General features: G+C 61.3%; 17 protein-coding genes. 10 read left to right on the top strand and 7 right to left on the bottom strand.

Going from position 1 to position 20,023, the window contains the following annotated elements:
* Positions 1 to 19 precede the first annotated feature (19 nt).
* Together A0U93_RS03475 and A0U93_RS03470 are read left to right on the top strand one after the other, a co-directional pair.
* Positions 20 to 1,219 (top strand): efflux RND transporter periplasmic adaptor subunit, encoded by a 1,200-nt coding sequence (locus A0U93_RS03475; protein WP_077806112.1) that lies wholly within the window; start codon positions 20 to 22, stop codon positions 1,217 to 1,219.
* Complete coding sequence (locus A0U93_RS03470) at positions 1,209 to 4,286, top strand: efflux RND transporter permease subunit (RefSeq protein WP_245825070.1); 3,078 nt, start codon at positions 1,209 to 1,211, stop codon at positions 4,284 to 4,286. The genes A0U93_RS03475 and A0U93_RS03470 overlap by 11 nt, the downstream gene beginning before the upstream one ends.
* On the opposite strand, the gene A0U93_RS03465 is transcribed toward A0U93_RS03470, so the two are convergent.
* Together A0U93_RS03465 and A0U93_RS03460 are read right to left on the bottom strand one after the other, a co-directional pair.
* The gene (locus A0U93_RS03465) at positions 4,283 to 4,603 is read right to left on the bottom strand and encodes a hypothetical protein (protein ID WP_077806111.1); all 321 of its coding nucleotides are present in this window, start codon (positions 4,601 to 4,603) and stop codon (positions 4,283 to 4,285) included. The genes A0U93_RS03470 and A0U93_RS03465 overlap by 4 nt on opposite strands.
* A 49-nt stretch (positions 4,604 to 4,652) precedes the next feature.
* Positions 4,653 to 5,342, bottom strand: coding sequence for a dienelactone hydrolase family protein (locus tag A0U93_RS03460; protein WP_245825068.1), 690 nt, complete (start codon positions 5,340 to 5,342; stop codon positions 4,653 to 4,655).
* Positions 5,343 to 5,383: 41 nt separating this feature from the next.
* Between A0U93_RS03460 and A0U93_RS03455 the strand changes: the two genes are divergently transcribed.
* The 4 genes from A0U93_RS03455 to A0U93_RS03440 all read left to right on the top strand — a co-directional run bounded on the left by A0U93_RS03455 (position 5,384) and on the right by A0U93_RS03440 (position 8,429).
* Positions 5,384 to 5,575 (top strand): DUF4169 family protein, encoded by a 192-nt coding sequence (locus A0U93_RS03455; RefSeq protein ID WP_077806110.1) that lies wholly within the window; start codon positions 5,384 to 5,386, stop codon positions 5,573 to 5,575.
* 155 nt (positions 5,576 to 5,730) lie between these two features.
* Positions 5,731 to 6,021: a co-chaperone GroES gene (groES, locus tag A0U93_RS03450; protein WP_077806109.1), complete on the top strand. Its 291-nt coding sequence runs from the start codon at positions 5,731 to 5,733 to the stop codon at positions 6,019 to 6,021.
* 47 nt (positions 6,022 to 6,068) lie between these two features.
* A complete protein-coding gene (groL, locus tag A0U93_RS03445; protein ID WP_077806108.1) occupies positions 6,069 to 7,712 on the top strand; it encodes a chaperonin GroEL in 1,644 nt (547 codons plus the stop codon).
* A 162-nt stretch (positions 7,713 to 7,874) separates the two neighbouring features.
* Positions 7,875 to 8,429, top strand: a complete 555-nt coding sequence (locus A0U93_RS03440) for a TlpA family protein disulfide reductase (protein ID WP_169852686.1) — start codon at positions 7,875 to 7,877, stop codon at positions 8,427 to 8,429.
* A gap of 5 nt (positions 8,430 to 8,434) precedes the next feature.
* On the opposite strand, the gene A0U93_RS03435 is transcribed toward A0U93_RS03440, so the two are convergent.
* The gene (locus tag A0U93_RS03435; protein WP_245825067.1) at positions 8,435 to 10,003 is read right to left on the bottom strand and encodes an amidase; all 1,569 of its coding nucleotides are present in this window, start codon (positions 10,001 to 10,003) and stop codon (positions 8,435 to 8,437) included.
* Positions 10,000 to 12,876, bottom strand: a complete 2,877-nt coding sequence (locus A0U93_RS03430) for an ATP-dependent DNA helicase (protein WP_077806106.1) — start codon at positions 12,874 to 12,876, stop codon at positions 10,000 to 10,002. The genes A0U93_RS03435 and A0U93_RS03430 overlap by 4 nt, the downstream gene beginning before the upstream one ends.
* Before the next feature lie 88 nt (positions 12,877 to 12,964).
* On the opposite strand from A0U93_RS03430, the gene A0U93_RS03425 reads away from it, so the two are divergent.
* The 3 genes from A0U93_RS03425 to A0U93_RS03415 are packed head-to-tail and all read left to right on the top strand — an operon-like array spanning position 12,965 to position 17,401.
* Positions 12,965 to 14,584: a lysine--tRNA ligase gene (locus tag A0U93_RS03425; protein ID WP_077808302.1), complete on the top strand. Its 1,620-nt coding sequence runs from the start codon at positions 12,965 to 12,967 to the stop codon at positions 14,582 to 14,584.
* A gap of 4 nt (positions 14,585 to 14,588) precedes the next feature.
* The gene (locus A0U93_RS03420; RefSeq protein ID WP_077806105.1) at positions 14,589 to 16,676 is read left to right on the top strand and encodes a lysylphosphatidylglycerol synthase domain-containing protein; all 2,088 of its coding nucleotides are present in this window, start codon (positions 14,589 to 14,591) and stop codon (positions 16,674 to 16,676) included.
* The gene (locus A0U93_RS03415; protein WP_077806104.1) at positions 16,676 to 17,401 is read left to right on the top strand and encodes a MarC family protein; all 726 of its coding nucleotides are present in this window, start codon (positions 16,676 to 16,678) and stop codon (positions 17,399 to 17,401) included. The genes A0U93_RS03420 and A0U93_RS03415 overlap by 1 nt, the downstream gene beginning before the upstream one ends.
* Here the strand turns inward: A0U93_RS03415 and A0U93_RS03410 are convergent.
* Entirely contained in the window at positions 17,392 to 18,009 is a 618-nt protein-coding gene (locus A0U93_RS03410; protein ID WP_077806103.1) for a uracil-DNA glycosylase family protein, read from the bottom strand. The genes A0U93_RS03415 and A0U93_RS03410 overlap by 10 nt on opposite strands.
* The gene (gene thpR, locus A0U93_RS03405) at positions 18,006 to 18,563 is read right to left on the bottom strand and encodes an RNA 2',3'-cyclic phosphodiesterase (RefSeq protein WP_077808301.1); all 558 of its coding nucleotides are present in this window, start codon (positions 18,561 to 18,563) and stop codon (positions 18,006 to 18,008) included. Before thpR ends, A0U93_RS03410 begins: the two co-directional genes overlap by 4 nt.
* A 169-nt stretch (positions 18,564 to 18,732) precedes the next feature.
* Here thpR and A0U93_RS03400 point away from each other — a divergent pair, with 169 nt between their 5' ends.
* Positions 18,733 to 19,518 carry a Bax inhibitor-1/YccA family protein gene (locus tag A0U93_RS03400; RefSeq protein ID WP_077806102.1) on the top strand — a complete coding sequence of 262 codons (786 nt, stop codon included), beginning with the start codon at positions 18,733 to 18,735 and terminating at the stop codon, positions 19,516 to 19,518.
* 117 nt (positions 19,519 to 19,635) lie between these two features.
* On the opposite strand, the gene A0U93_RS16110 is transcribed toward A0U93_RS03400, so the two are convergent.
* Entirely contained in the window at positions 19,636 to 19,989 is a 354-nt protein-coding gene (locus A0U93_RS16110) for a hypothetical protein (protein WP_149026862.1), read from the bottom strand.
* Positions 19,990 to 20,023: the final 34 nt, after the last annotated feature.

The following is a 20,023-nucleotide window of genomic DNA, read 5'->3' as shown; positions in this document are numbered from 1 at the left end:
CCCTCGACGTCAGTTGATAATGCCGTCATATCGAGTCCCTTACATAAATCCGTGGCATGCCGGAATTTTATGGGCAGCGTTCGTTTCGACTACCGCCTTCCTTCCGGTACGCAGCTCCTTCGCACAATCCGGGATTTCCCTCGCACCGCTGACGATGTCAGCGAAGGCGCAGGATAATGAAGACATACGGATCGTTCCTGCTCGGGAAAAAACGTTGCATGGCACCATATCGGCCATGGGGACCGTCTCGGCCAATATGAGCCGGTCGATCACGTTGCGCCCGGCGGGCGAGGGCAAGGTGTTGCAGGTCCTGGTGACGCCCGGCGAGCATGTTCATACCGGCCAACACCTGCTGGATTATGTCGATCACGCGTTGCATGTGGTCCAGCTTCAATACGCTCAGGCGCAAGCCGCACTTGCGGCCGCGAAGGCGTCCAGTCTGGAGGCAGAGATCGCCTATCGACGCGGTCGCCTGCTGGACGGCACGTCCGTCCCGACCGGTGAAGTGCAGCGGCGGCGTGCCGTAGCGGAAGAAGCAAGGCAGACGATCATCGCCCGGCAAGCGGATGTCGGGACGATCGAGCATCGATTTCAGGAAGAATTCAATTCCGTTACGGAAAGGATCGACCGGGACGAGGTGTCCAGTCTGATCTCGCCCGTGGATGGCGTCGTGCAATCGATCCACACGGCTGTCGCCAATGACATCAAGCCGGGCGATCCGCTGCTGAGCGTGGTCGATCTCTCCAGCGTCTGGGTCGTGGCGCAGGTGCTCCCACAGGACGCCGGCATGCTGGCGATCGGCGGGCGTGTCGTCGTGCGGCCCGCCGGACATGAGGATGCCAAGCCGCTGATCGTGTCGATTGCGACGATTGATGGCGAGGCTGATCCCGCTACGGGTCTTGTGCGGGTCGTGGCGATTGTCGATCATGCGACAGGAAATTTGCGGCCGGGGGAGATGCTCGACGCGACGCTCCAGACGACATCGGAGGCGTCTGGTGTCGTCGTGCCGCGCGCAGCGGTGCAGCGTGTCGGTGGGCAGAGCATCGTCTATGTTCGCATTGCGTCGGACAGGTTCCAGCCGCATGTCGTGCAGACCGGCCTTGGCGATGACACGGATGTTCTCGTCCAAGGTGACGTGCATCCGGGCGACCCGATTGTGACTGTGGGCAGCTTCGCGCTTAAATCCATGGCGTTGATGGCGGACATGCATGCCGATTGACATGTCCGGTTTCTGGCATGGTGTGCAGCGTCGCCGAATTCCGATCTTCCTTGCAGTCGTCGCTTTTTCAATTGGATCGCTGTTTCTGATTTCGGGTTTGCCGGTCGAACCTGTCCCCGACATTTCGCCGAAACAGGTTTTCGTTTCGGTCACGGCCCCCGGTCTGGCAACAGAAGAAGTGGAGAAACAACTCAGTTTCCCGCTTGAGACGGCGATGACAGGCATTCCCGGCATCGTGGACCTTCGTTCGGTTTCCCGAACCGGGGTTTCCGTCGTCTATATTCAGTTCGACGACAGCACCGATATTCTGCTCGACCGTGAGCGTGTCGCCCAGCGGTTGACGCAGGCGCGCGATGCGATCGCGATCCCCAATCTCTCGATCGCGATGGGGCCGCTGGCGACCGGCATGGGCGAGATCATGCAGATCCAGATTGTCGGCGGCGGTTACGACGACATGGCGCTCAACCGCATCATGACATGGACCGTCGCGCCGCAACTGCGTCTCGTGCCGGGTGTCGTGGCGGTCAATGTCAATGGTGGGGCCGAGGAAACCTATCAGGTCACGCTCGACCCGGCACGGATGCGTGCATTCGATGTCTCCGTCAGTGCTGTCGATCAGGCAGTCGACGAAAATAATGCGTCTGCTGGCGGCGGCTGGATCAGGCAGCAGGATGAGCAGAATATCGTGGTCGGGCGGGCGCGCGTGCAAAGCCTGGCGGATTTTGGGGCGATTCCGGTCAGGATGGGCGTCAACGGGCAGGTTGTGCGATTGCGCGATCTGGGCGTTGTTTCCCTTGCGCCACGCACGCGGCTCGGCGCGGTCACGCGGGATGGGCGGGGCGAGATCGTCAATGGCGTGGTGCTGATGGAAAGCGGCGCAAGTTCGAACGCTGTTCTGTCACATATCGACGCGGCGTTGCCGTCGATCCGGCAATCGCTGCCGCCCGGGGTCAAACTCATCCCGCTCTATCGTCGGTCCGACCTGACGGATCGCACGATCGACACGGTGAAGGAGAATCTCGTCACCGGCGCCGGACTGGTTTTTCTGGTCCTGATCGCTATTATCGGTAACTGGCGGGCTGCGATGGTGATTGTGTCCGTCATTCCGTTCTCTCTGCTGGCCGCGATGGCCGGAATGCGGGTTTTCGGGATATCCGCCAATCTGCTCAGCCTCGGCGCGATCGACTTCGGGATGATCGTCGATGGCTCGCTGGTCATCGTCGAGCATTTTCTGGCACATCGCGATCCGGAAATGCGTGTTGAGAATCAGGCCGTCGCGACACTGCGTGCGGTCATGCGGCCGGTCTGCTTTGCCGTCAGCGTCATCATTCTCGTCTATATGCCTATCCTGACATTGCAGAGCGTCGAAGGGAAAATGTTCAGGCCGATGGCCCAGACCATCATCATGGCGCTGGTCGTATCCCTGTTTTACGCGGTGATCTGCGTACCGGTCCTGGTGTCATGGGCGTTGCGCGACGCTCCAGTCGACCGGGAAACGCGGATCGTCGGCTTTCTCCGTCGCTATTACGAGCCGGCCCTGCGATGGAGCGAGGCGCACGGCGTGTTCCTGGCGGTCATAACCGTTCTCGTCTTCGGATCTTCTGTCGTGCTGGCGATGCGACTGGGGGGTGAATTCGTCCCGACGCTCGAAGAAGGCTCGCTATTGGTGACGTCCACGCGTCTGCCCAGCGCATCGTTGCCGACGGTGCTGCATTCCGTGATGCGCGAAGAGCAGATTCTCAGACGTTTTCCCGAAGTGCGCATTGTGATGAGCAATACCGGGACATCGGCCATTCCAACCGATCCGATGGGAACCAGCGAGACGGACACGTTTGTTTTTCTCAAGCCGCGTTCGACATGGCGAACAGCGTCCACACAGCAGGAGCTGCTGGAGAAAATGGACGTTGCGTTACGCAATGAATTGCCCGATGCGCAATATTCATGGACGCAGCCTATCGAAATGCGGATGGACGATCTGCTTTCGGGCGTGCGCTCGACTGTTGCCCTCTCCATCTATGGCGATGATCTGACGACGCTCACGCATCTGGCGAATGATGCCATCGCGGCGATCAACGATGTACCGGGTGCGGTCGATGTTGCGGTTGCGGGCGGTGGGGGGACGATCCCGTTCCTCCAGATCGACGCTGACCGTGACGCGGCTGCCCGGCTCGGCGTCGCTATTCCCGATATCCTGAACGTCACCGAGGCGATTGGAGGCCATATCGGCAAACCGATCGTCGTTAACAACGCCATCGTTCCGACTCAGGTGCGCTGGCCTGTGCAGGCCGTCTCCAGTCCGGATCGTATCGGGCGATTATGGGTGCGCCGTGTTGACGGGCGCGGCATGGTGCCGTTGTCGACAGTCGCCCACATTCATGTCGTCGATTTGCCGCCGAGGATCGACCGGGACGGGATCAGACGTCGGGTGATCGTCCAGGCCAATGTCCGGGGAAGGGATACGAGTTCATTCGTTCGAGCAGCCCAGGCGGCTGTCAAGCAAAAGCTTGAGCTGCCAGCAGGGTATCGTGTGGCGTGGGCAGGGCAGTTCAGGAACCTCCAGACAGCCATGCATCGTCTTGAGGTCGTCTTGCCCGTCACTTTGGCGCTTATTTTTGTTCTGCTCGTGATCGGGCTGGAATCGTTTGGCGCCGCGCTGCTGGTGTTCTGCAACCTGCCTGTCGCGGCCAGTGGAGGCGTTGTCGCGCTGACCCTGCGTGCGTTACCGTTCAGCATTGCTGCAAGTATCGGGTTTATCGCGCTGTTCGGCGTTGCGATCCTGAACGGTGTCGTATTGCTGAGCCAGATACAGGATTTGCGCCGTCAGGGCGAAGATGCCGCCAAGGCAGCCTTCGATGCAGCCAGAAGCCGGTTTCGTCCGGTCATGGGAACGGCGCTCGTGGCGAGCCTTGGTTTTTTCCCGATGGCATTCTCGGGCAGTGCGGGCGCGGAAGTCGAGCGCCCGCTGGCGACGGTTGTGATCGGCGGGCTTGTCTCATCGACGTTATTGACGCTTCTCGTTCTTCCGTCGCTCTACGCCATGCTGTTCAGGACGCGGCGAGGCGCCTAGGACGCGTTACGCTCGTTCTTGGCTTCGGGAAAATGGGCATGATCGCCCTGATCGGTCTGCCGCTCGGGAAATTCGCCGAGATTTTCCTGAATTTCGGCGTTTTCGACCTGAATGTCAGCACGATCCGGCGGCGGCAGGTCATTGACCGAAATCTCGCCGGCGTGAGGGTGCTCCTCCATGCCGATGATTTCCGAAGCCTGCTCGTGGTAAGCCGTAGCACCGCAATCGGGCTTGCCGTCGGCGGTCCAGAGCTCATTGGCCTTGGCGCGGATTTTCGCGTCGCGCTCGGGGCTGGGAGCGAGGGGATTGGCAACCATATCGATAACTCTTTCATCGTGATGGATGAATCTCGGCGTTACGCCAGCTTCAGAGATGACTCTTGAAGAAAGCCATCGTGCGCTCATGCGCCAGATCGCGGGCCGCCTGATTGAAGCTCGGCCGATCGGGGCAGCCGAAGCCATGGCCGGCGTCGTCATAGACGTAGATTTCCACATCGGGCTGATCGGCGCGGATTTTTTGCACGTCCGTGTGGGGGATGTGGTCGTCCTCTCCACCGAAGTGCAGCTGCACGGGGCAATGCGGCTTTTCGTGGCTGACCTGCGCGATGCCGCCGCCATACCAGGCGACCGACGCGGCAAATTCTCGCGTCCGTGTTGCCGCGATCCAGGCGACGAAGCCGCCCCAGCAGAAACCCTGAATGCCGACTTTCTCATGGCCATGCTTGTTCAGCGCATGCGCACAGGCCGTGACGTCGGCGAGCAGATCTTCCGGCTGGATTTTCGCGCGCAAGGCCAGACCTTTTTGCATTCCGGCCTGATCGTAGGGCAGGACGACGTCGCGTTCCGCCCGATCGAACAGGGCAGGCGCGATCACGTGATAGCCATGATGGCTTGCCAACTCGTCGCAGACGGACTTGATGTGGTCTGCCAGGCCGAAGATTTCCTGAACGATGACGACCGCGTGCTTACTGTCGGGGTTCCCGGCCTCGTAGGCCGCGAAATGGTGGGTATCGGCGGCTGTCAGGGAGATCATGCGTCCCATGAAGGAAGGCTCCATGTTCTGTTTCATCAAAAGCGTGTCGCAGTAGGGAACGTCTTATGGGTGAGATCGTCAATCTGCGTCGTGAACGTAAACGTGCGATCCGCCGGATGGATGCCGCGCAGGCGCAGACCAATCGCGCGTTATCCGGGCGGACGAAGGCGGAGCGCCTGCGGGACGAAGCCGCAGCCGAGCGTGTGGCGTCCCGGCTGGAGATGACGCGGCTGAATCCGGAGCGGGAAAAAGAATAATTGTCATGGTCGCACATCTTGACGTTGGGCGGTGGCGGTCCTACCTCCGTTGGCACTCTCGGTAGGGGAGTGCTAACGCGCTGCGGCTAAGCGGGCGCATACCGGCGGCGTCGCTTTCGATAAGGGCGCGGCCTCAATTTGTGGAGCGATCCATTATGACGAATTTTCGGCCTTTGCACGACCGTGTCGTGGTCCGTCGCCTGAATGGCGAAGAGAAGACCGCGGGCGGCATCATCATTCCGGACACCGCCAAGGAAAAGCCGATGGAAGGCGAAGTCATCTCCGTCGGCGCGGGTGCTCGCAATGAGCAGGGTCAGATCGTGGCGCTGGACGTCAAGGCAGGCGACCGCGTGCTGTTCGGCAAGTGGTCCGGCACCGAGGTGAAGATCAATGGCGAAGAGCTGCTGATCATGAAGGAAAGCGACATCATGGGCGTGATCGGCTGAACAAGCCCGCCCATCATCGCAACTGAACCTCAAACGGAGTTATTCAAATGGCTGCCAAAGATGTAAAATTCGGTGCCGATGCTCGCCAGCGCATGCTGCGCGGCGTCGACATCCTGGCCGACGCGGTCAAGGTGACGCTGGGTCCGAAGGGCCGTAACGTCGTTCTCGACAAGAGCTTCGGCGCACCGCGCATCACCAAGGACGGTGTGTCGGTCGCCAAGGAAATCGAACTGGCTGACAAGTTCGAGAACATGGGCGCCCAGATGGTGCGCGAAGTGGCCTCGAAGACCAACGACATTGCCGGTGACGGCACCACGACGGCGACGGTGCTGGCGCAGGCCATCATCCGCGAAGGTGCCAAGGCGGTTGCTGCCGGCATGAACCCGATGGACCTCAAGCGCGGTATCGACAAGGCCGTTGCGGTGGTCGTCGAGGAACTCAAGAAGAACACCAAGAAGATCACCACGCCGGGCGAAACGGCTCAGGTTGGCACGATCTCCGCGAACGGCGAGCATGAAATCGGCAAGATGATCGCCGACGCCATGCAGAAGGTCGGCACGGAAGGCGTGATTACGGTCGAGGAAGCCAAGGGCCTCCACACCGAGCTCGACGTCGTCGAGGGCATGCAGTTCGATCGCGGCTACATCTCGCCGTATTTCGTGACGAATGCCGAAAAGATGACGGCCGATCTGGATAACCCCTACATCCTGATCCATGAAAAGAAGCTGTCCTCGCTGCAGCCGATGCTGCCGCTGCTGGAAAGCGTCGTGCAGTCCGGTCGTCCGCTGATGATCCTGGCCGAAGACGTCGATGGCGAAGCGCTGGCGACGCTGGTCGTCAACAAGCTGCGTGGCGGCCTGAAGATTGCAGCCGTGAAGGCGCCGGGCTTCGGCGATCGTCGCAAGGCGATGCTGGAAGATATCGCGATCCTGACCGGTGGCCAGGTGATTAGCGAAGACATCGGCATCAAGCTCGAGACCGTGACGCTCGACATGCTCGGTCGCGCCAAGAAGGTGCATATCGAGAAAGAGAACACCACGATCGTCGAGGGCGCAGGCCAGACGGACGATATCAAGGGCCGTTGCAGCCAGATCCGTGCGCAGATCGAGGAAACCACCTCGGACTACGACCGCGAGAAGTTGCAGGAGCGTTTGGCGAAGCTCGCCGGTGGCGTGGCCGTCATCCGCGTCGGTGGCAGCACCGAAGTCGAGGTGAAGGAGCGCAAGGACCGCGTGGACGATGCGCTGCATGCAACGCGCGCAGCCGTCGAGGAAGGCATCGTTCCTGGTGGCGGCACCGCGCTGGCACGTGCTTCCACGGCGTTCGGTCACCTTGAGTTCCACAACGACGACCAGCGCGTCGGCGCGGACATCATCCGCAAGGCCCTGCAGGCGCCGCTGCGCCAGATCGCCTTCAATGCGGGTGAAGACGGTGCGGTCATCGCCGGCAAGGTTCTGGAGATCAACGAGTACAACCAGGGCTTCGACGCCCAGACGGGTGAGTACAAGGATCTGGTCGTGGCCGGTATCATCGATCCGACCAAGGTTGTCCGGACGGCACTTCAGGACGCGGCATCGGTGGCCGGCCTGTTGATTACGACGGAAGCCATGGTTGCCGAGAAGCCCGAGAAGAAGGCTGCTCCGGCCGGTGGCCCGGGTGGCATGGGCGGCATGGGCGACATGGATTTCTGATCCAGATCGCACGAACCGCTCTTTCGGTCCGCAGGAAAGCCGCTCCGTCGCAAGACGGGGCGGTTTTTTTGTGAATTTGGCTAAAAACGATCTTTTGTCGTTGTATCGGCTTCGGGTGTCGTATCTTATCGTAACGATCAGGTATCAATCAGGGAGATGGACATGACCGGACGTTTCGAGACAGCATGGTGGTTTCGCCGATCGTTACTGGCATTGCTGGCGGGTCTGGGCGTCTCGATGGGGCCGGCGGTCGCGGCGGGGGACGACCATGTCGTGGTCGGTGACAGGCTTCCCGAATTCTCGGTGCCGGAACTCGGTGGCGGTAATTTCTCGACCGTGGCGACCAGGGGCAAGGTCGTCGTCGTCAACTTCTGGGCGACATGGTGCGGTCCATGCCAGATGGAAATGCCACATATTCAACAGGATATTTGGCAAAAGTATAAGGACAGGCCCGATTTTGCCTTCGTGGCGATCGCCAGGGAGCAGGATGCAGCGAAGGTCGGTCCGTTCCACCAGAAACATCCCGATTACACATTTCCATTGGGGCTGGATGCGGATCGGCATGTCTATGCCCAATTCGCGACGCGGGGCATTCCACGGACCTATGTTGTCGACCAGACCGGCAAGGTCGTTTTTCGGGTGGAAGGGTATACGCCGGAGGATTTCAGCCAGTTGGTCAAGGCCATCGATACGGCGCTAACGGCGAAAGCCGGGTAGGGCGGCTAGAAGCCGGGCGGTGCGTGCCACTTGCCGCGTGCCTGCTCGAAGGCATAGCCCAGCCGGAGCAGGGTGCCTTCGGACCAGGCCGTTCCGATAAAGGAAAGTCCGATCGGCAGACCCTTTACCTGACCCATCGGAACGGTCAGGTGGGGGTAGCCCGCAATCGCCGCCAATGATCCGGCGCCCGTGCCATCACCGGGACGATCGCCGTTAACCAGATCGTTGGACCAGGCAGGGCCGATCGTGGGTGCAATCAGGGCTTCCAGATTGTCACGATGCAAGAGGGCGTCGATCCCGCCGGGGCCGGCGATCTGGCGTGCCTGATTCCGAGCGTCGAGATAATGCGCATCGGAACGGGGCGGTGCGACTAAGGCGCGCTCGAAAAGTTCCTGCTGGAACCAGGGCATTTCCTGTTCGGCATGATCGCGGTTGAAGACAACAAGATCTGCAAGTGTGCGGGTTTTAACACGCGGCGGCGTATGCGCGAGATAGGCGTTCACGCTGTCGCGAAATTCGCTCAACATGGCCGCCATCTCAAGCGCGTCGAGATTTTTGCGGTCGAAGGCCGGAATATCGATAAGAATGGCGCCCTGCGCCCGCAGTGTCGCGAGCGTCCTGTCGAAAAGGGCATGGACGGCCGGGTCCGTGCCCGAGGCAAAACGCAGCACGCCGATCCGGGCACCACGCAGGCCGTTCGATTGCAGAACCTGCGTATAATCCGTTCGATGACGATCGGCATCGTGTGTGGCTGGATCCGCCGGATCGCTTCCGGCCATGACGCTCAGCAGCAGCGCGGCGTCCCGCACATCGCGCGTCATGGGGCCTGCGGTATCCTGCGCTGGAGAGATCGGGACGATGCCGGTGCGTGAAACGAGCCCGACCGTCGGCTTCAGGCCGACAATCCCGTTCGTGGCGGCCGGGCATGTAATCGAACCATCGGTTTCGGTGCCGATGGCAGCGCCAGCGAAGCCGGCAGCCACGGCCACGGCACTTCCCGCGCTGGAACCGCAGGCCGAGCGGGTCGTATCCCATGGATTGAGCGTCAGGCCGCCGACAGCGCTCCAGCCGCTGCTGGCGTGATCCGAACGGAAATTGGCCCATTCGGAGAGATTGGTTTTTCCCAGGACCACGGCGCCGCCGCTTCTGAGGCGATCGACCACGACGGCGTCACGACCGGCGAGATTGGCGGCCAGGGCCAGCGAGCCGGCCGTGGTCGGCAGAAAGTCCCGGGTGTCGATATTGTCCTTGATCAGGATCGGAAGGCCATAGAGTGGCGCGGCGAGAGAGGCGGAAGCAGCCTCGCTTTCAGCCTGACGGTTCAGGCCGAGAATGGCATGAAGATTCGGGTCGTGCCGGTGAATCTGCGCGGCATAGAGTGCGAGCAGGGCTTCCGGCGTCAGGCTGCCTGCGCGGACCCGGGCGATCTGCTCGGACGCCGTGTCTTCCGCTACTGGTGCGGTGATGTGCGCCGCCTTTGCCGGGGTGCGATGCCGCATCGTGGGGTTTGGCGCGGCGCTTGCCGTGGTGGTGGCAAGGGCGGACCCGATCAGTAACCATTGCCACGCTGTCATGCGTTGTTTTCTCCGGATTGCAGGAAAGCGGCGATGTCCCGTACCGCTTCGTCAAAGGGCAGGCGCCGGACGTCGACGCCTTCGGGGAAAGCCGAAAAGAGGCGGGTCGGCATGCGCCGGTCGAGCATGACGAAAACGCCACGATCCGTGGCTTTGCGAATGAGGCGCCCGAATGCCTGCCGTAATTTCATGCGTGTGAGGCGATCATCGTATTCGTTCGGTGCGCCATGTGACAGATGCAGGCGGCGCTCCCGATGCAGGATGTCCGGGCGGGGCCACGGGGTGCGCTCGAACACGACCATGCGCAGGGCGTTGCCCGGAACGTCCACGCCATCCCGCATGGCATCCGTGCCGAGCAGGCATGAATCGATTTCGGTCTTGAAGACATCCACCAGCGTGGCGTTGTCCATGGCGTCCACATGCTGTGCATAAAGAGGCAGGCCGGCCATTTCGAGCGGTTCGGCGATGCGCTTGTGCACGGCGCGCAGGCGCGCGATAGCCGTGAACAATCCCAGGGCGCCCCCATTGGCGGCAAGGAACAGGGTGCGATAGGCAGCGGCGAGGGCGTCGATGTCGTCACGCGGCAGGTCCGAGACGACATAGGCGCGGGTCTGTCGTGCGTAATCGAACGGACTCATCAGCGCGGCGCGAAGCGCGGGCGCCGGAAAATGCGTGGCACCCAGACGGGCCTCCGCAGCATCCCAGGCCGTTTCCTGATCGTCGCCCGTCGCGTTGTCGGTCTGGTCGCGCAATGTCGCTGACGTAACCAGAATGCCATGGGCCGGCGCCTGCATGACGGACGCGAAGGGCACTGTCGGATCGAGCCAGTGGCGATGCAGGCCGACATCCCGTTCGGCGTTTGCGCGCGGGCCGCGTCCCGCGATGGCTTCCGTGCGGATGAAGTCGACGTGAACGGGTGTGGTGCCCGGCTCTGGCGGTGTGCGCGTGGCATCGAGCATTGAAATCCAACCGTGGACACGGCTGATGGCCCGCCGCTGCAAGGTGCGGATTGTGGCTTCCAGCCGACCGCGCGTGGCGGCGTCCAGCGTTTCCGTTTCCTCGGTCAATTGGGCCTTCAGGCGTTTGACCAGAATTTCCAATGGCTCGCTCAGGCGGACCAGCGCGCGGGACAGGGCCTCGGCGCTTTCGGCGACGGCAGGTTCGACGGGATGCAGTTCGCATTCGGCGTCGCCCTGGGCTTTCTTGGCAGCCTGTCTCGCCCGCGCCTGTTGGTCCAGCGCGCGCAGGAAAATTTCCGAGGGATTGGCGATCGTGTCCGGCACATGTTCGCGGACTGCGTTTTCGGGTTCGTGAAGGCGTGCCAGCCAGCCGGGAGCGGGAAGCGCGCGTGCGGCTTGCAGCACGGCGTCCAGTGGGGTTTCCAGCGAGGGCACGCCGGCGACCAGATCTTCCAGTCGTCGGCGCAATCCGCGCGCGCGTGAACGGCTGCCTTCCGCGCCCAGCAGCCAGCGCCGCAGTTCGGCGGCTTCCACGCCGGAGAAGGTTATGGCGAACGCGCTGTCGGCGGCGTCTGGAAGATGGTGGCCTTCGTCGAATACATAGCGCGTGGGTGTGCTGTCCTCTTCCGGGACATCATCCTGCCCCAGCGCATTCCAGGCCGCCTGCGACATGACCAGCGCATGGTTGGCGACGACGAGGTCCGCGTCGCGCGCGCGGCGGATCGTGTGCTCGACAAAGCAGCGCTGATAATGCGGACAGGCGCCATGGATGCATTCGCCACGCCGATCGGCCATGCCGAAGACCGTTCCGGCGCCGAAGAGTTCGCCGAACCAGCCCGGCAGGTCGCCTCCCATGAGGTCGCCATCCTGTGTGGCTTCCGCCCAGCGCGCCAGTAGCGACAGGGCAATGACGACAGTGCCCGCGGCCTCGCCACGGGAAGCGGCGGTGTTGACGGCGTCTTCCATGTTCAGGAGGCAGAGATAGTTCTCGCGCCCCTTTCGTACCACGACGGCACGCCGACGGGCGGCTTCGTCCGGATAAAGACGGAGGAGTTCCTGCTCGATCTGGCGTTGAAGGTGCCGGGTGTAGGTGCTGATCCAGACCGCGCCGCCGTTGCTTTCGGCCCATACGCTGGCCGGGGCGACGTAACCCAGCGTCTTGCCGGTGCCCGTGCCGGCCTCGGCCAGGACAATGTGCGGGGAGCCGAAATTCTGTCGTGGTGCGAAGGCGGCTGTGGCGACTGACGCGAAATCCGCCTGTCCGGCACGTTCCTCGGCATCGGGGCCGAGCATCGCGCGCAAGCGCGCCCGCGCTGCGGCCTGTGGCACCGGTTGGCTCCCCGGCGCGGGTCTGGGCGCCGTTTCTTCCCACTTCGGTAGCCGCCGCCAGACCCGTAGGGCTTCCAGAGGATGAAGCGATGTATCGGCGGGCATGCCGATCGTTTCCGCGACTACGCCTGCCCAGGGCCAGCCCGCGCGGGATAATGCCGGTAGCAGGGCGCGCATCGTATCGCCATGGCGTGTTTCGCTCAGGGTGCGAAGCGCGGCGAGGAGAGCGTTCAGGATGACGTGGAGAAAATCCGCCTCGATTCGTGCCGGGGCGGGAATAGCGAGCGCCAAGGCAAGCCCGCGCGGCGTCGGGGCGGCGTTGGTGGCCGGTGAAACGAAAAGAAATAATTCGAGCAGATCGAAGTAGGTGGCGGGCGGCGGAGGTGACCCCATTTCAAGGAACCGGAAGGTCGCTGGACCATGGACCATCAAAGGCGGCGCCCATTGCGCGAGCTGGCGCGCGACGTCGGTGCTCGGGATATCGAGCAGTTCGCCATCCGGTGACAGGACGGACGATTTGCCGCGATGCGCGACCAGCGCCGGAGCGTCATAGGGAGAGGTAAAGCGATGGCGCGGCAGGGGCATGTCCGGAACATTACAGCCGCACGGGCAATGAGCCTAGCGTGCGGATTGCTTGACCATGGCGTTGTCCCTACCTAATTTTCTGTCGATCATGTCCAGCATAGAAGAAAAAATCGCCGCCGATCAGGCCGCACTGCCCAAAGCCTGGCCTTTCGAGGAAGCACGAAAAATCGTCGCGCATGTGGATGCGCGCGGTGGTGACGGGCCGGCACTCCTGGAAACGGGTTATGGCCCATCGGGTTTGCCGCATATCGGCACATTCGGCGAGGTGGCGCGAACAACGTGGGTGCGCCAGGCCTATGAGGCGCTGACGGGCCGTTCCACGCGTCTGCTCGCATTTTCCGATGACATGGACGCGCTGCGTAAAGTTCCGACCAACGTGCCCAATCAGGAGATGCTGACGCAGCATCTTGGGCTGCCCTTGACGCGCATTCCCGATCCCTTCGGGCGTTTCGATAGTTTTGCCGCGCATAACAACGCCATGCTGTGCGAATTCCTGGATGGCTTTGGTTTCCAGTATGAGTTTGCTTCCGCGACGGATTATTACACGGGCGGTCGCTTCGACGATGCACTGCGCCGCATGCTTGAAGTGCATGATGAGGTTGTCGCGACGATCGCACCGACGCTCGGCGCGGAACGTCGGGCCACGTATTCACCGGTTCTTCCGATTCATCCAAGAACGGGGCGGGTCATGCAGGTGCCGGTCCTGAAGGTGGACCCCATCGCCGCGACGGTTGTGTGGAAAGACCCGGACAGCGATGAGACTTTTGAAACGTCCGTGCTTGGCGGCCATGCGAAGATGCAGTGGAAAGCCGACTGGGCCATGCGCTGGTATGCGCTGGGTGTCGACTACGAAATGTCGGGCAAGGACCTGATCGACAGCGTCAAGCTGTCGAGCAGGATTTGCCGGATCCTGGGTAAGGCGCCGCCGGCTGGCCTGACCTACGAACTGTTTCTGGACCAGCACGCGCAGAAGATCAGCAAGTCCAAGGGCAACGGTCTTTCGATCGAGGACTGGCTGCGTTATGCGCCGCCCGAAAGTCTGGCGCAGTATATGTTCAATCAGCCGACCCGTGCCAAGCGGCTGTTTTTCGATGTTATTCCGCGTGCCATGGATGAATACATCGCCAATGTCGACAAGGCGGCGACGGAGAGCGAGCAGACGGTGCTGCGTGCCAATCCGGCATGGTTCATCCATGGAGGCGAGATCCGGCCGCAGGACAGCAGTCCGGTGTCTTTCACGGCCCTCCTGAACCTGGCGTCGGTCGCCAATGCCAATTCGGCCTCGACATTATGGAAGTTCCTGCAGCGCTACGATCCGTCGTTGTCGCCCGAGACGCATTCCTATGTGGATCGTCTGGTCCGGCATGCCGTCGTTTATTTCCAGGAATTCGTCAAACCCGCAAAGACCTTCCGCGCGCCGACCGAACAGGAGCGTGCGGCGTTGGCCGATCTTGCGGCAGCGCTGGCGGCGGCGGACCCGAAGCTTTCGCCGGTCGAGGTGCAGGACATCGTGTTCGAGGTTGGAAAGCGGCATCAGTTCCAGCCGCTGCGTTCGTGGTTCGGCTGCCTGTATGAGGTGCTGCTCGGTCAGACGGAGGGGCCGCGCTTCGGCATTTTCGCAGCGTTGTTCGGTCTGCCGGAGACGGTGGCGCTGATCGAGGGTGCGCTGGCGCGCGATGCGGTGCCAGCGGAAACGGAACAGGGCTGACCGCATGCGGGCCGACACCCCTGAGGTGAAGACCTGTCCCGACCGTGCATCGCGCGGACGCATGCTGTTGCATCGTCTGCCGGCGCTGTTGGGGATCGTGTTGCTTGTCGCGGCCTTCTTCGTCATCCAGCGCGAACTCAGACATCTGTCGATCGCGGATGTCCGCTCGGCGTTGCGGGCGATACCGGATCGCGCACTGATGCTCGGCGCGGCATGCACGCTGCTATCCTATTTCATCCTGACGTTTTACGACTATCTCGCATGTCGTCACGTTGAGGCGCGGCAGCCTTATCGGCGGAGTGCTTTTGCGGCATTCTGCTCGTATGTACTGTCGCATAATCTCGGTTGTTCCGCGATTTCCGGAGCGGCGGTACGCTTCCGGCTTTATCGCAATTGGGGGGTAAGTGCCGGCGGGATTGCGCAGATCATCGCGTTCTGTTCGACGACGTATCTCCTTGGAACACTTGCGCTGATCGGCGGCGTTCTGCTGCTGGAGCCCGAGCATGTTCCACTGCTGGATCGTCTGCCGCGTGCCGTCCTGCAGGTCGCCGGTGCTGCCAGCTGGCTGGCCATTCTGGCTTATATCGGTGCCGCGGTGCGCTGGCGGGAAATCCGGGTCGGGCGCTATCAGATCGATGTGCCGCATATCGGAATTGCCATAGCACAGGTCTTTGTCAGTGCAGCGGATATGGCGGCCACGGCGTTGATCGCCTATGTGCTTCTGCCGAGTGGCACGCCCATGGGGTTTGGCGCGTTTCTGGCGATCTATATCGCGTCATATACGGCGGGACTGGTAGCCAGCGTTCCGGGCGGTCTCGGCGTTTTCGACGGTGCGATGATGCTGGCGCTCGGGCCCTATCTCCCAGCTTCGCGTATTCTGGGCACGATCCTCGTTTTCCGGCTGTTCTACTACATCATTCCCCTGATTCTCGCCGGGCTGATGTTCGCGGGGCATGAACTGTTCCTGCGTGGCGACGCCGCTCTGGCGCGCAAGCGTGGTGTTGCGTCGCCCGATCGTGGACCGCGTCGGCCGAGCCAGGTGATCCGGGAATCCGAGGCGGATTTCTCGGTTGCCGTCGCAACGGGGGTCGTCGCTGCGACCGGCATTCTGCTGGTCTTCTATGCCGTTCTCGTGCCGCCGCACGTGTATCAGATATCCATCGTCGGGCGCTGGTTGCCGCAGTTTTCCGACTTCCTGCTCTGCTTTGTCGGTGTTGGGCTTGTTGGTCTGGCGATCGGCCTGTCCCAGCGCGTGACGTTGGCCTGGCGCGCGACGCTTTGCCTGCTGGGATTTGCGATCCTTCTGGTCCTGCTGCGGGAAGCGCCGCTCGGCGTGCCGCTGTCGCTCATGCTTGTGATGTTCCTGATCGCGCCGTTTCGCGGCTGTTACTACCGAAGGGCGCGTCTGCTGGTCGAGCCCTTGCGGCCCAGCATGATCGCGCCGGTGACGTTATGGTTCTTCAGCCTGGCGACAGTGGGCCTCTTTGCATTACGCGGTCATTTCGGGCAGGCGTGGTGGCGCTCCCTGATCTACGACGCGCATACGTCCGTCGCGCGGTGGGCACTCGGTATTTCCGCGCTCCTGGGCCTTATCGCGATCGGGCAGATGATGCGGCGTGGTCACATCCCCATTCGCCCCTGGGATCAGGAGAGCGAACTCTGCTACCGGTCGCTCGATCATGCGCTGGATGAGTTGGGGCCCCGTCGTCCGAGTGGCTTCCTGCTGGGTGAAGGCGGGCGCGCGGGCATTCCATTCCTGCGAACCGGCCGTTTCATCATTGGACTGGGCGATCCCGCGGGCGCGGAGCGTGACTGTGTCGCGGCGATCTGGCGCCTGCGCGATCTCGCCTTGCAGGAAGGGCGCCATCCGGCCTTCATTCGCGTGGGACAATCGTTGATCGGCGTCTATCATGATATCGGGATGACGGTGTGCCCGAATGGCGCAGGCATTGGCGGGACGCTCTGCTGCCTGGCACAAGATATCAAGGCCATACAGGCGGTTCTCAGCAGCGAGAAACGTCGTATCCAGCGCGGATTGCGGCAGAACCGCTTCGTGGCGTCTGACATACGGACACGTGACGGCTCGGGCTGATGGTCACTTCGCATGTCGTAACGGAAAACATCGGCCTGCAATATGTGTCGTCCATCTGGCTTATGGCGTATTCGGCACTGTTTTCGATCGTCAATCCCCTTGGCGCATCCCTGATCTTTGCGCAGGCGACAATGGGGCGCGCGCGGCCGGAGGTCGTATCGCTCGCGCGTCTGGTGGCGTTCTATTCTTTCGTCGTCCTGATGGTTTCGATCTGGTTTGGCGGCGAGATTCTGACTTTTTTCGGTATCACGATCAATGCATTGCGTGTGACAGGCGGTCTCGTTGTCGCTACGCGAGCCTGGAGCATGCTGCAGGAGCCAGAAGAGAGCGAAGCCCGCAAGGAGCGGCAGGCGTTGCAGGGAGGCCGCACGGTTGCAACGCCGGATCTCCGGGACAAGGCGTTCTTTCCATTCGCGATGCCGTTCACTGTCGGGCCCGGCAGTATTTCGGTGGCGATCGCCTTAAGCTCGGAACGCCCGGCTGTTGATCCCCGGCCAGCCTATTTCATGGGACTGACGCTGGCGGTGATCTGCATCTCGGTTACGGTCGGGATCGTCTATGCCTATGCCGAGAGGATCGTCGCATTGCTCGGCGTTACGGGCGCGCGCATCGTCAGCCGGCTGGCGGCGCTTATCCTCTTATGCATCGGGATTCAGATTCTGTTTTCGGGGATCGAAGGCTTCGTCAATGACGTCGCGCAGCAATGGCGTACTTATCACACCTGATCGTCGTCACTCAGAATATCGTGCACGATCGTCCGCAAGGCGGGAATGACCTCGGCCTGAAACCAGGGTGCGCGCTTTTCCCAAACCCCGGTTCGCCAGGACGGGTGTGGAAGAGGGAAGTAGCGCGGGAGGTAGTCGTGAAAATGCGCCACACGGTCGGAAACCGAGCCTCGACCAAGCACATGCGCCTGACTGTAGCTGCCAACGAGTAAGGTTAATCGCAGGCTGGGCATAAGCGCCAGGACACGGTCCCGCCATATTGGCGCACATTCTGGTCTGGGTGGCCTGTCCCCACCATTCGGCAGACGCCCGGGATAACATAGTCCCATGGGCAGGATGGCGACCTTGCTCGTGTCGTAGAACTGTTCCGACGTGAGATTCAGCCATTCCCTGAGTCGATTGCCGGAGGGATCGTAAAATGATTTCCCGCTCAGATGAGCCTTGGTTCCGGGTGCCTGACTGGCAATGAGGATACGGGCCCTTGTCGAAACATGAATGAGAGGACGTGGGCCGAGAGGTAGGTGTTCCGCGCAGACGCGACAGGCGCGGACTTCGCGAACGAGCGCATCGAGGCGTTCGGTCGTGGACGGATCTGGCTGATTATTCATGCGGGGTGAACGAGAGAAACCGCTTTCGGGTCCAGGAGATATTCAGCACAATTTTCATAATGCGGCGCATCAGGGCCGCGATGGGATTCGAACAGCGCGAAACGGTCTATCGGCATTGGGTCGTACCGTCCCAGGTTATGGATTTGCATCCAGCGTTCGACCAACGTATCGTCGGGAAGATGCGCGATCACGACATGGGGCTGAAAACGTCGCTTGTCTGGCACCAGCCCGATCCGCCGGAGGGCTGATTCGATCCGTGCCTGCAAGCGCAGAAGTTCATCGGATCGCTCGACGCCGATCCACAATTTGCGCCCGCGCCCTGTGGTGGTCAGCCCCGTACCGTTGAGTTGGAGAGCGAAGGGGACTGCCGTGATGCGAGACAGGGCGAAATCAATCTCTTCGGCTGTATGTCGGCTTTCGATTTCTCCCAGAAAACGCAGCGTGACATGATAGCTTTCCGGGGGAAGCCATATGGCGCCCGGCAGACTGCCGCGCATGCTGGCGAGCACCTTTTTCTGTGGCGGCGCTATGTCGAGTGCGGTGAAAAGGCGCATCGGCTGGTCGGCTCCTTGACGGGATCGCGGACGCAGCATGGCATGATTACATTTTGTGCCTAGCCCCTTTTCGCATGCGTTGATCCCGGTGCCGAACTTGACCCTCATGGAAAAAGCGCCACATTGCTTGTAAGACTGACTGGAATTCTCTGGTCTAGGAAAGGGTGTTATGGCTTTCATTCCCAATTCTCGTTCTGGCGACCAGAACCGTTATGGGGCGGCCGCGAGTTTTGACACGGTTGATGTCGGGCTTCGTGCCTATATGCTCCGTGTTTACAACTGGATGGCTGCTGGCCTGGCGCTGACCGGTTTGGTGGCTTATGCCGTTGCGGAGACGTCGCTGCGCGATCTTTTCTTTCATGTCGTGCAAACGATGTCAGGCGGGCTAGCGCTTCGCCCGACGGGCCTTGGCATGCTTGCGATGTTTGCGCCGCTGGCCTTCGTCATGGTGATGTCGTTTGGCGTCAACCGGCTTTCGCGACAGGCAGCACAGGCATTGTTCTGGGCTTTCTGCGCCGTGATGGGCGCGAGTCTCTCGAATATCCTCATGGTCTATACCGGAGAATCCGTAGCGCGGGCTTTCTTCGTGTCGGCAGCAACTTTCGGCGCCATGTCTCTGTGGGGCTATACCACGCGGCGTGACCTGAGCAGCATGGGTTCGTTTCTGTTCATGGGCATGATTGGTCTGCTGATCGCGATGGTCGTGAACATTTTCCTGCGCAGTTCGGAGGTGGCTTTCATCGTCAGCATTGCTGGTGTTGGTATTTTCACGCTGATGACAGCTTTCGACACACAACGCATTCGTGCTGTCTATCTGCAATACATGGCCTATGCTGGTGCTGATGAAGTGGCGAAGCGCAGTGTTTACGATGCGCTTGGATTGTATCTGAACTTTATCAACCTGTTTACTTTCCTCATGCAGTTCATGGGCGTGCGTTCTAGCAATAACAACTAAGTATATTTCAACTTAGTTGGAAGAAGGCGTGGCGAGGTCAACCTCACCGCGCCTTTTTTTATTCAGACCAAGCTGGTCCCAATACATGTCAAGCTATACGGTTCGACGACGTAAACCTTAAAAATCGGAAAGAATAAGAAGGGTCGTCTTATCGGTGCCTTCTAACGCGCTGATATATAACGATTTGTTTCTTTTGCGCGTTGCCCCTTGTCGGAGCTTCATCGCGGAAGAGTGCTTGCTTTGACCGCCGATCAGGCAGATTACAGCAGGCAGAGCTTGGGCACTGAGGCCCAGCGCGCGTCGATCCTGATCGTTTCGCTGTCTCGCGGCGATATTTTCAGGGTTCGGCGGAATGGAGCGAAAAACGATGCGACGTACTGTGTTCAGTGGAACCTTTGGTGCGCCTGCTTTGCGTCGATGCGTAAAGGCAGGCGGGTTAATGGTTCCTATGGCCGGGCGCAGCACGTTCATCGCCGGTATAGGAGGGATGGCGTGACATTCTCTG

This window comes from Neoasaia chiangmaiensis (assembly GCF_002005465.1).
Taxonomy (GTDB): Bacteria; Pseudomonadota; Alphaproteobacteria; order Acetobacterales; family Acetobacteraceae; genus Neoasaia; species Neoasaia chiangmaiensis.
Note: the sequence above shows the minus strand (reverse complement) of the source record. Positions and strands in the feature narration are given on the sequence as shown.

What these genes read in the sequence shown, in the direction of transcription:
- A0U93_RS03465 (WP_077806111.1), bottom strand. Translation starts at nt 4,603, where the DNA reads ATGGTTGCCAATCCCCTCGCTCCCAGCCCCGAGCGCGACGCGAAAATC.
- A0U93_RS03415 (WP_077806104.1), top strand. Translation starts at nt 16,676, where the DNA reads ATGGTCACTTCGCATGTCGTAACGGAAAACATCGGCCTGCAATATGTG.
- A0U93_RS16110 (WP_149026862.1), bottom strand. Translation starts at nt 19,989, where the DNA reads ATGAACGTGCTGCGCCCGGCCATAGGAACCATTAACCCGCCTGCCTTT.
- groES (WP_077806109.1), top strand. Translation starts at nt 5,731, where the DNA reads ATGACGAATTTTCGGCCTTTGCACGACCGTGTCGTGGTCCGTCGCCTG.
- thpR (WP_077808301.1), bottom strand. Translation starts at nt 18,563, where the DNA reads ATGCGCCTTTTCACCGCACTCGACATAGCGCCGCCACAGAAAAAGGTG.
- A0U93_RS03430 (WP_077806106.1), bottom strand. Translation starts at nt 12,876, where the DNA reads ATGCCCCTGCCGCGCCATCGCTTTACCTCTCCCTATGACGCTCCGGCG.
- A0U93_RS03455 (WP_077806110.1), top strand. Translation starts at nt 5,384, where the DNA reads ATGGGTGAGATCGTCAATCTGCGTCGTGAACGTAAACGTGCGATCCGC.
- A0U93_RS03475 (WP_077806112.1), top strand. Translation starts at nt 20, where the DNA reads ATGCCGTCATATCGAGTCCCTTACATAAATCCGTGGCATGCCGGAATT.
- A0U93_RS03425 (WP_077808302.1), top strand. Translation starts at nt 12,965, where the DNA reads ATGTCCAGCATAGAAGAAAAAATCGCCGCCGATCAGGCCGCACTGCCC.
- A0U93_RS03440 (WP_169852686.1), top strand. Translation starts at nt 7,875, where the DNA reads ATGACCGGACGTTTCGAGACAGCATGGTGGTTTCGCCGATCGTTACTG.
- A0U93_RS03435 (WP_245825067.1), bottom strand. Translation starts at nt 10,003, where the DNA reads ATGACAGCGTGGCAATGGTTACTGATCGGGTCCGCCCTTGCCACCACC.
- A0U93_RS03460 (WP_245825068.1), bottom strand. Translation starts at nt 5,342, where the DNA reads ATGGAGCCTTCCTTCATGGGACGCATGATCTCCCTGACAGCCGCCGAT.
- A0U93_RS03400 (WP_077806102.1), top strand. Translation starts at nt 18,733, where the DNA reads ATGGCTTTCATTCCCAATTCTCGTTCTGGCGACCAGAACCGTTATGGG.
- A0U93_RS03420 (WP_077806105.1), top strand. Translation starts at nt 14,589, where the DNA reads ATGCGGGCCGACACCCCTGAGGTGAAGACCTGTCCCGACCGTGCATCG.
- A0U93_RS03410 (WP_077806103.1), bottom strand. Translation starts at nt 18,009, where the DNA reads ATGAATAATCAGCCAGATCCGTCCACGACCGAACGCCTCGATGCGCTC.
- groL (WP_077806108.1), top strand. Translation starts at nt 6,069, where the DNA reads ATGGCTGCCAAAGATGTAAAATTCGGTGCCGATGCTCGCCAGCGCATG.
- A0U93_RS03470 (WP_245825070.1), top strand. Translation starts at nt 1,209, where the DNA reads ATGCCGATTGACATGTCCGGTTTCTGGCATGGTGTGCAGCGTCGCCGA.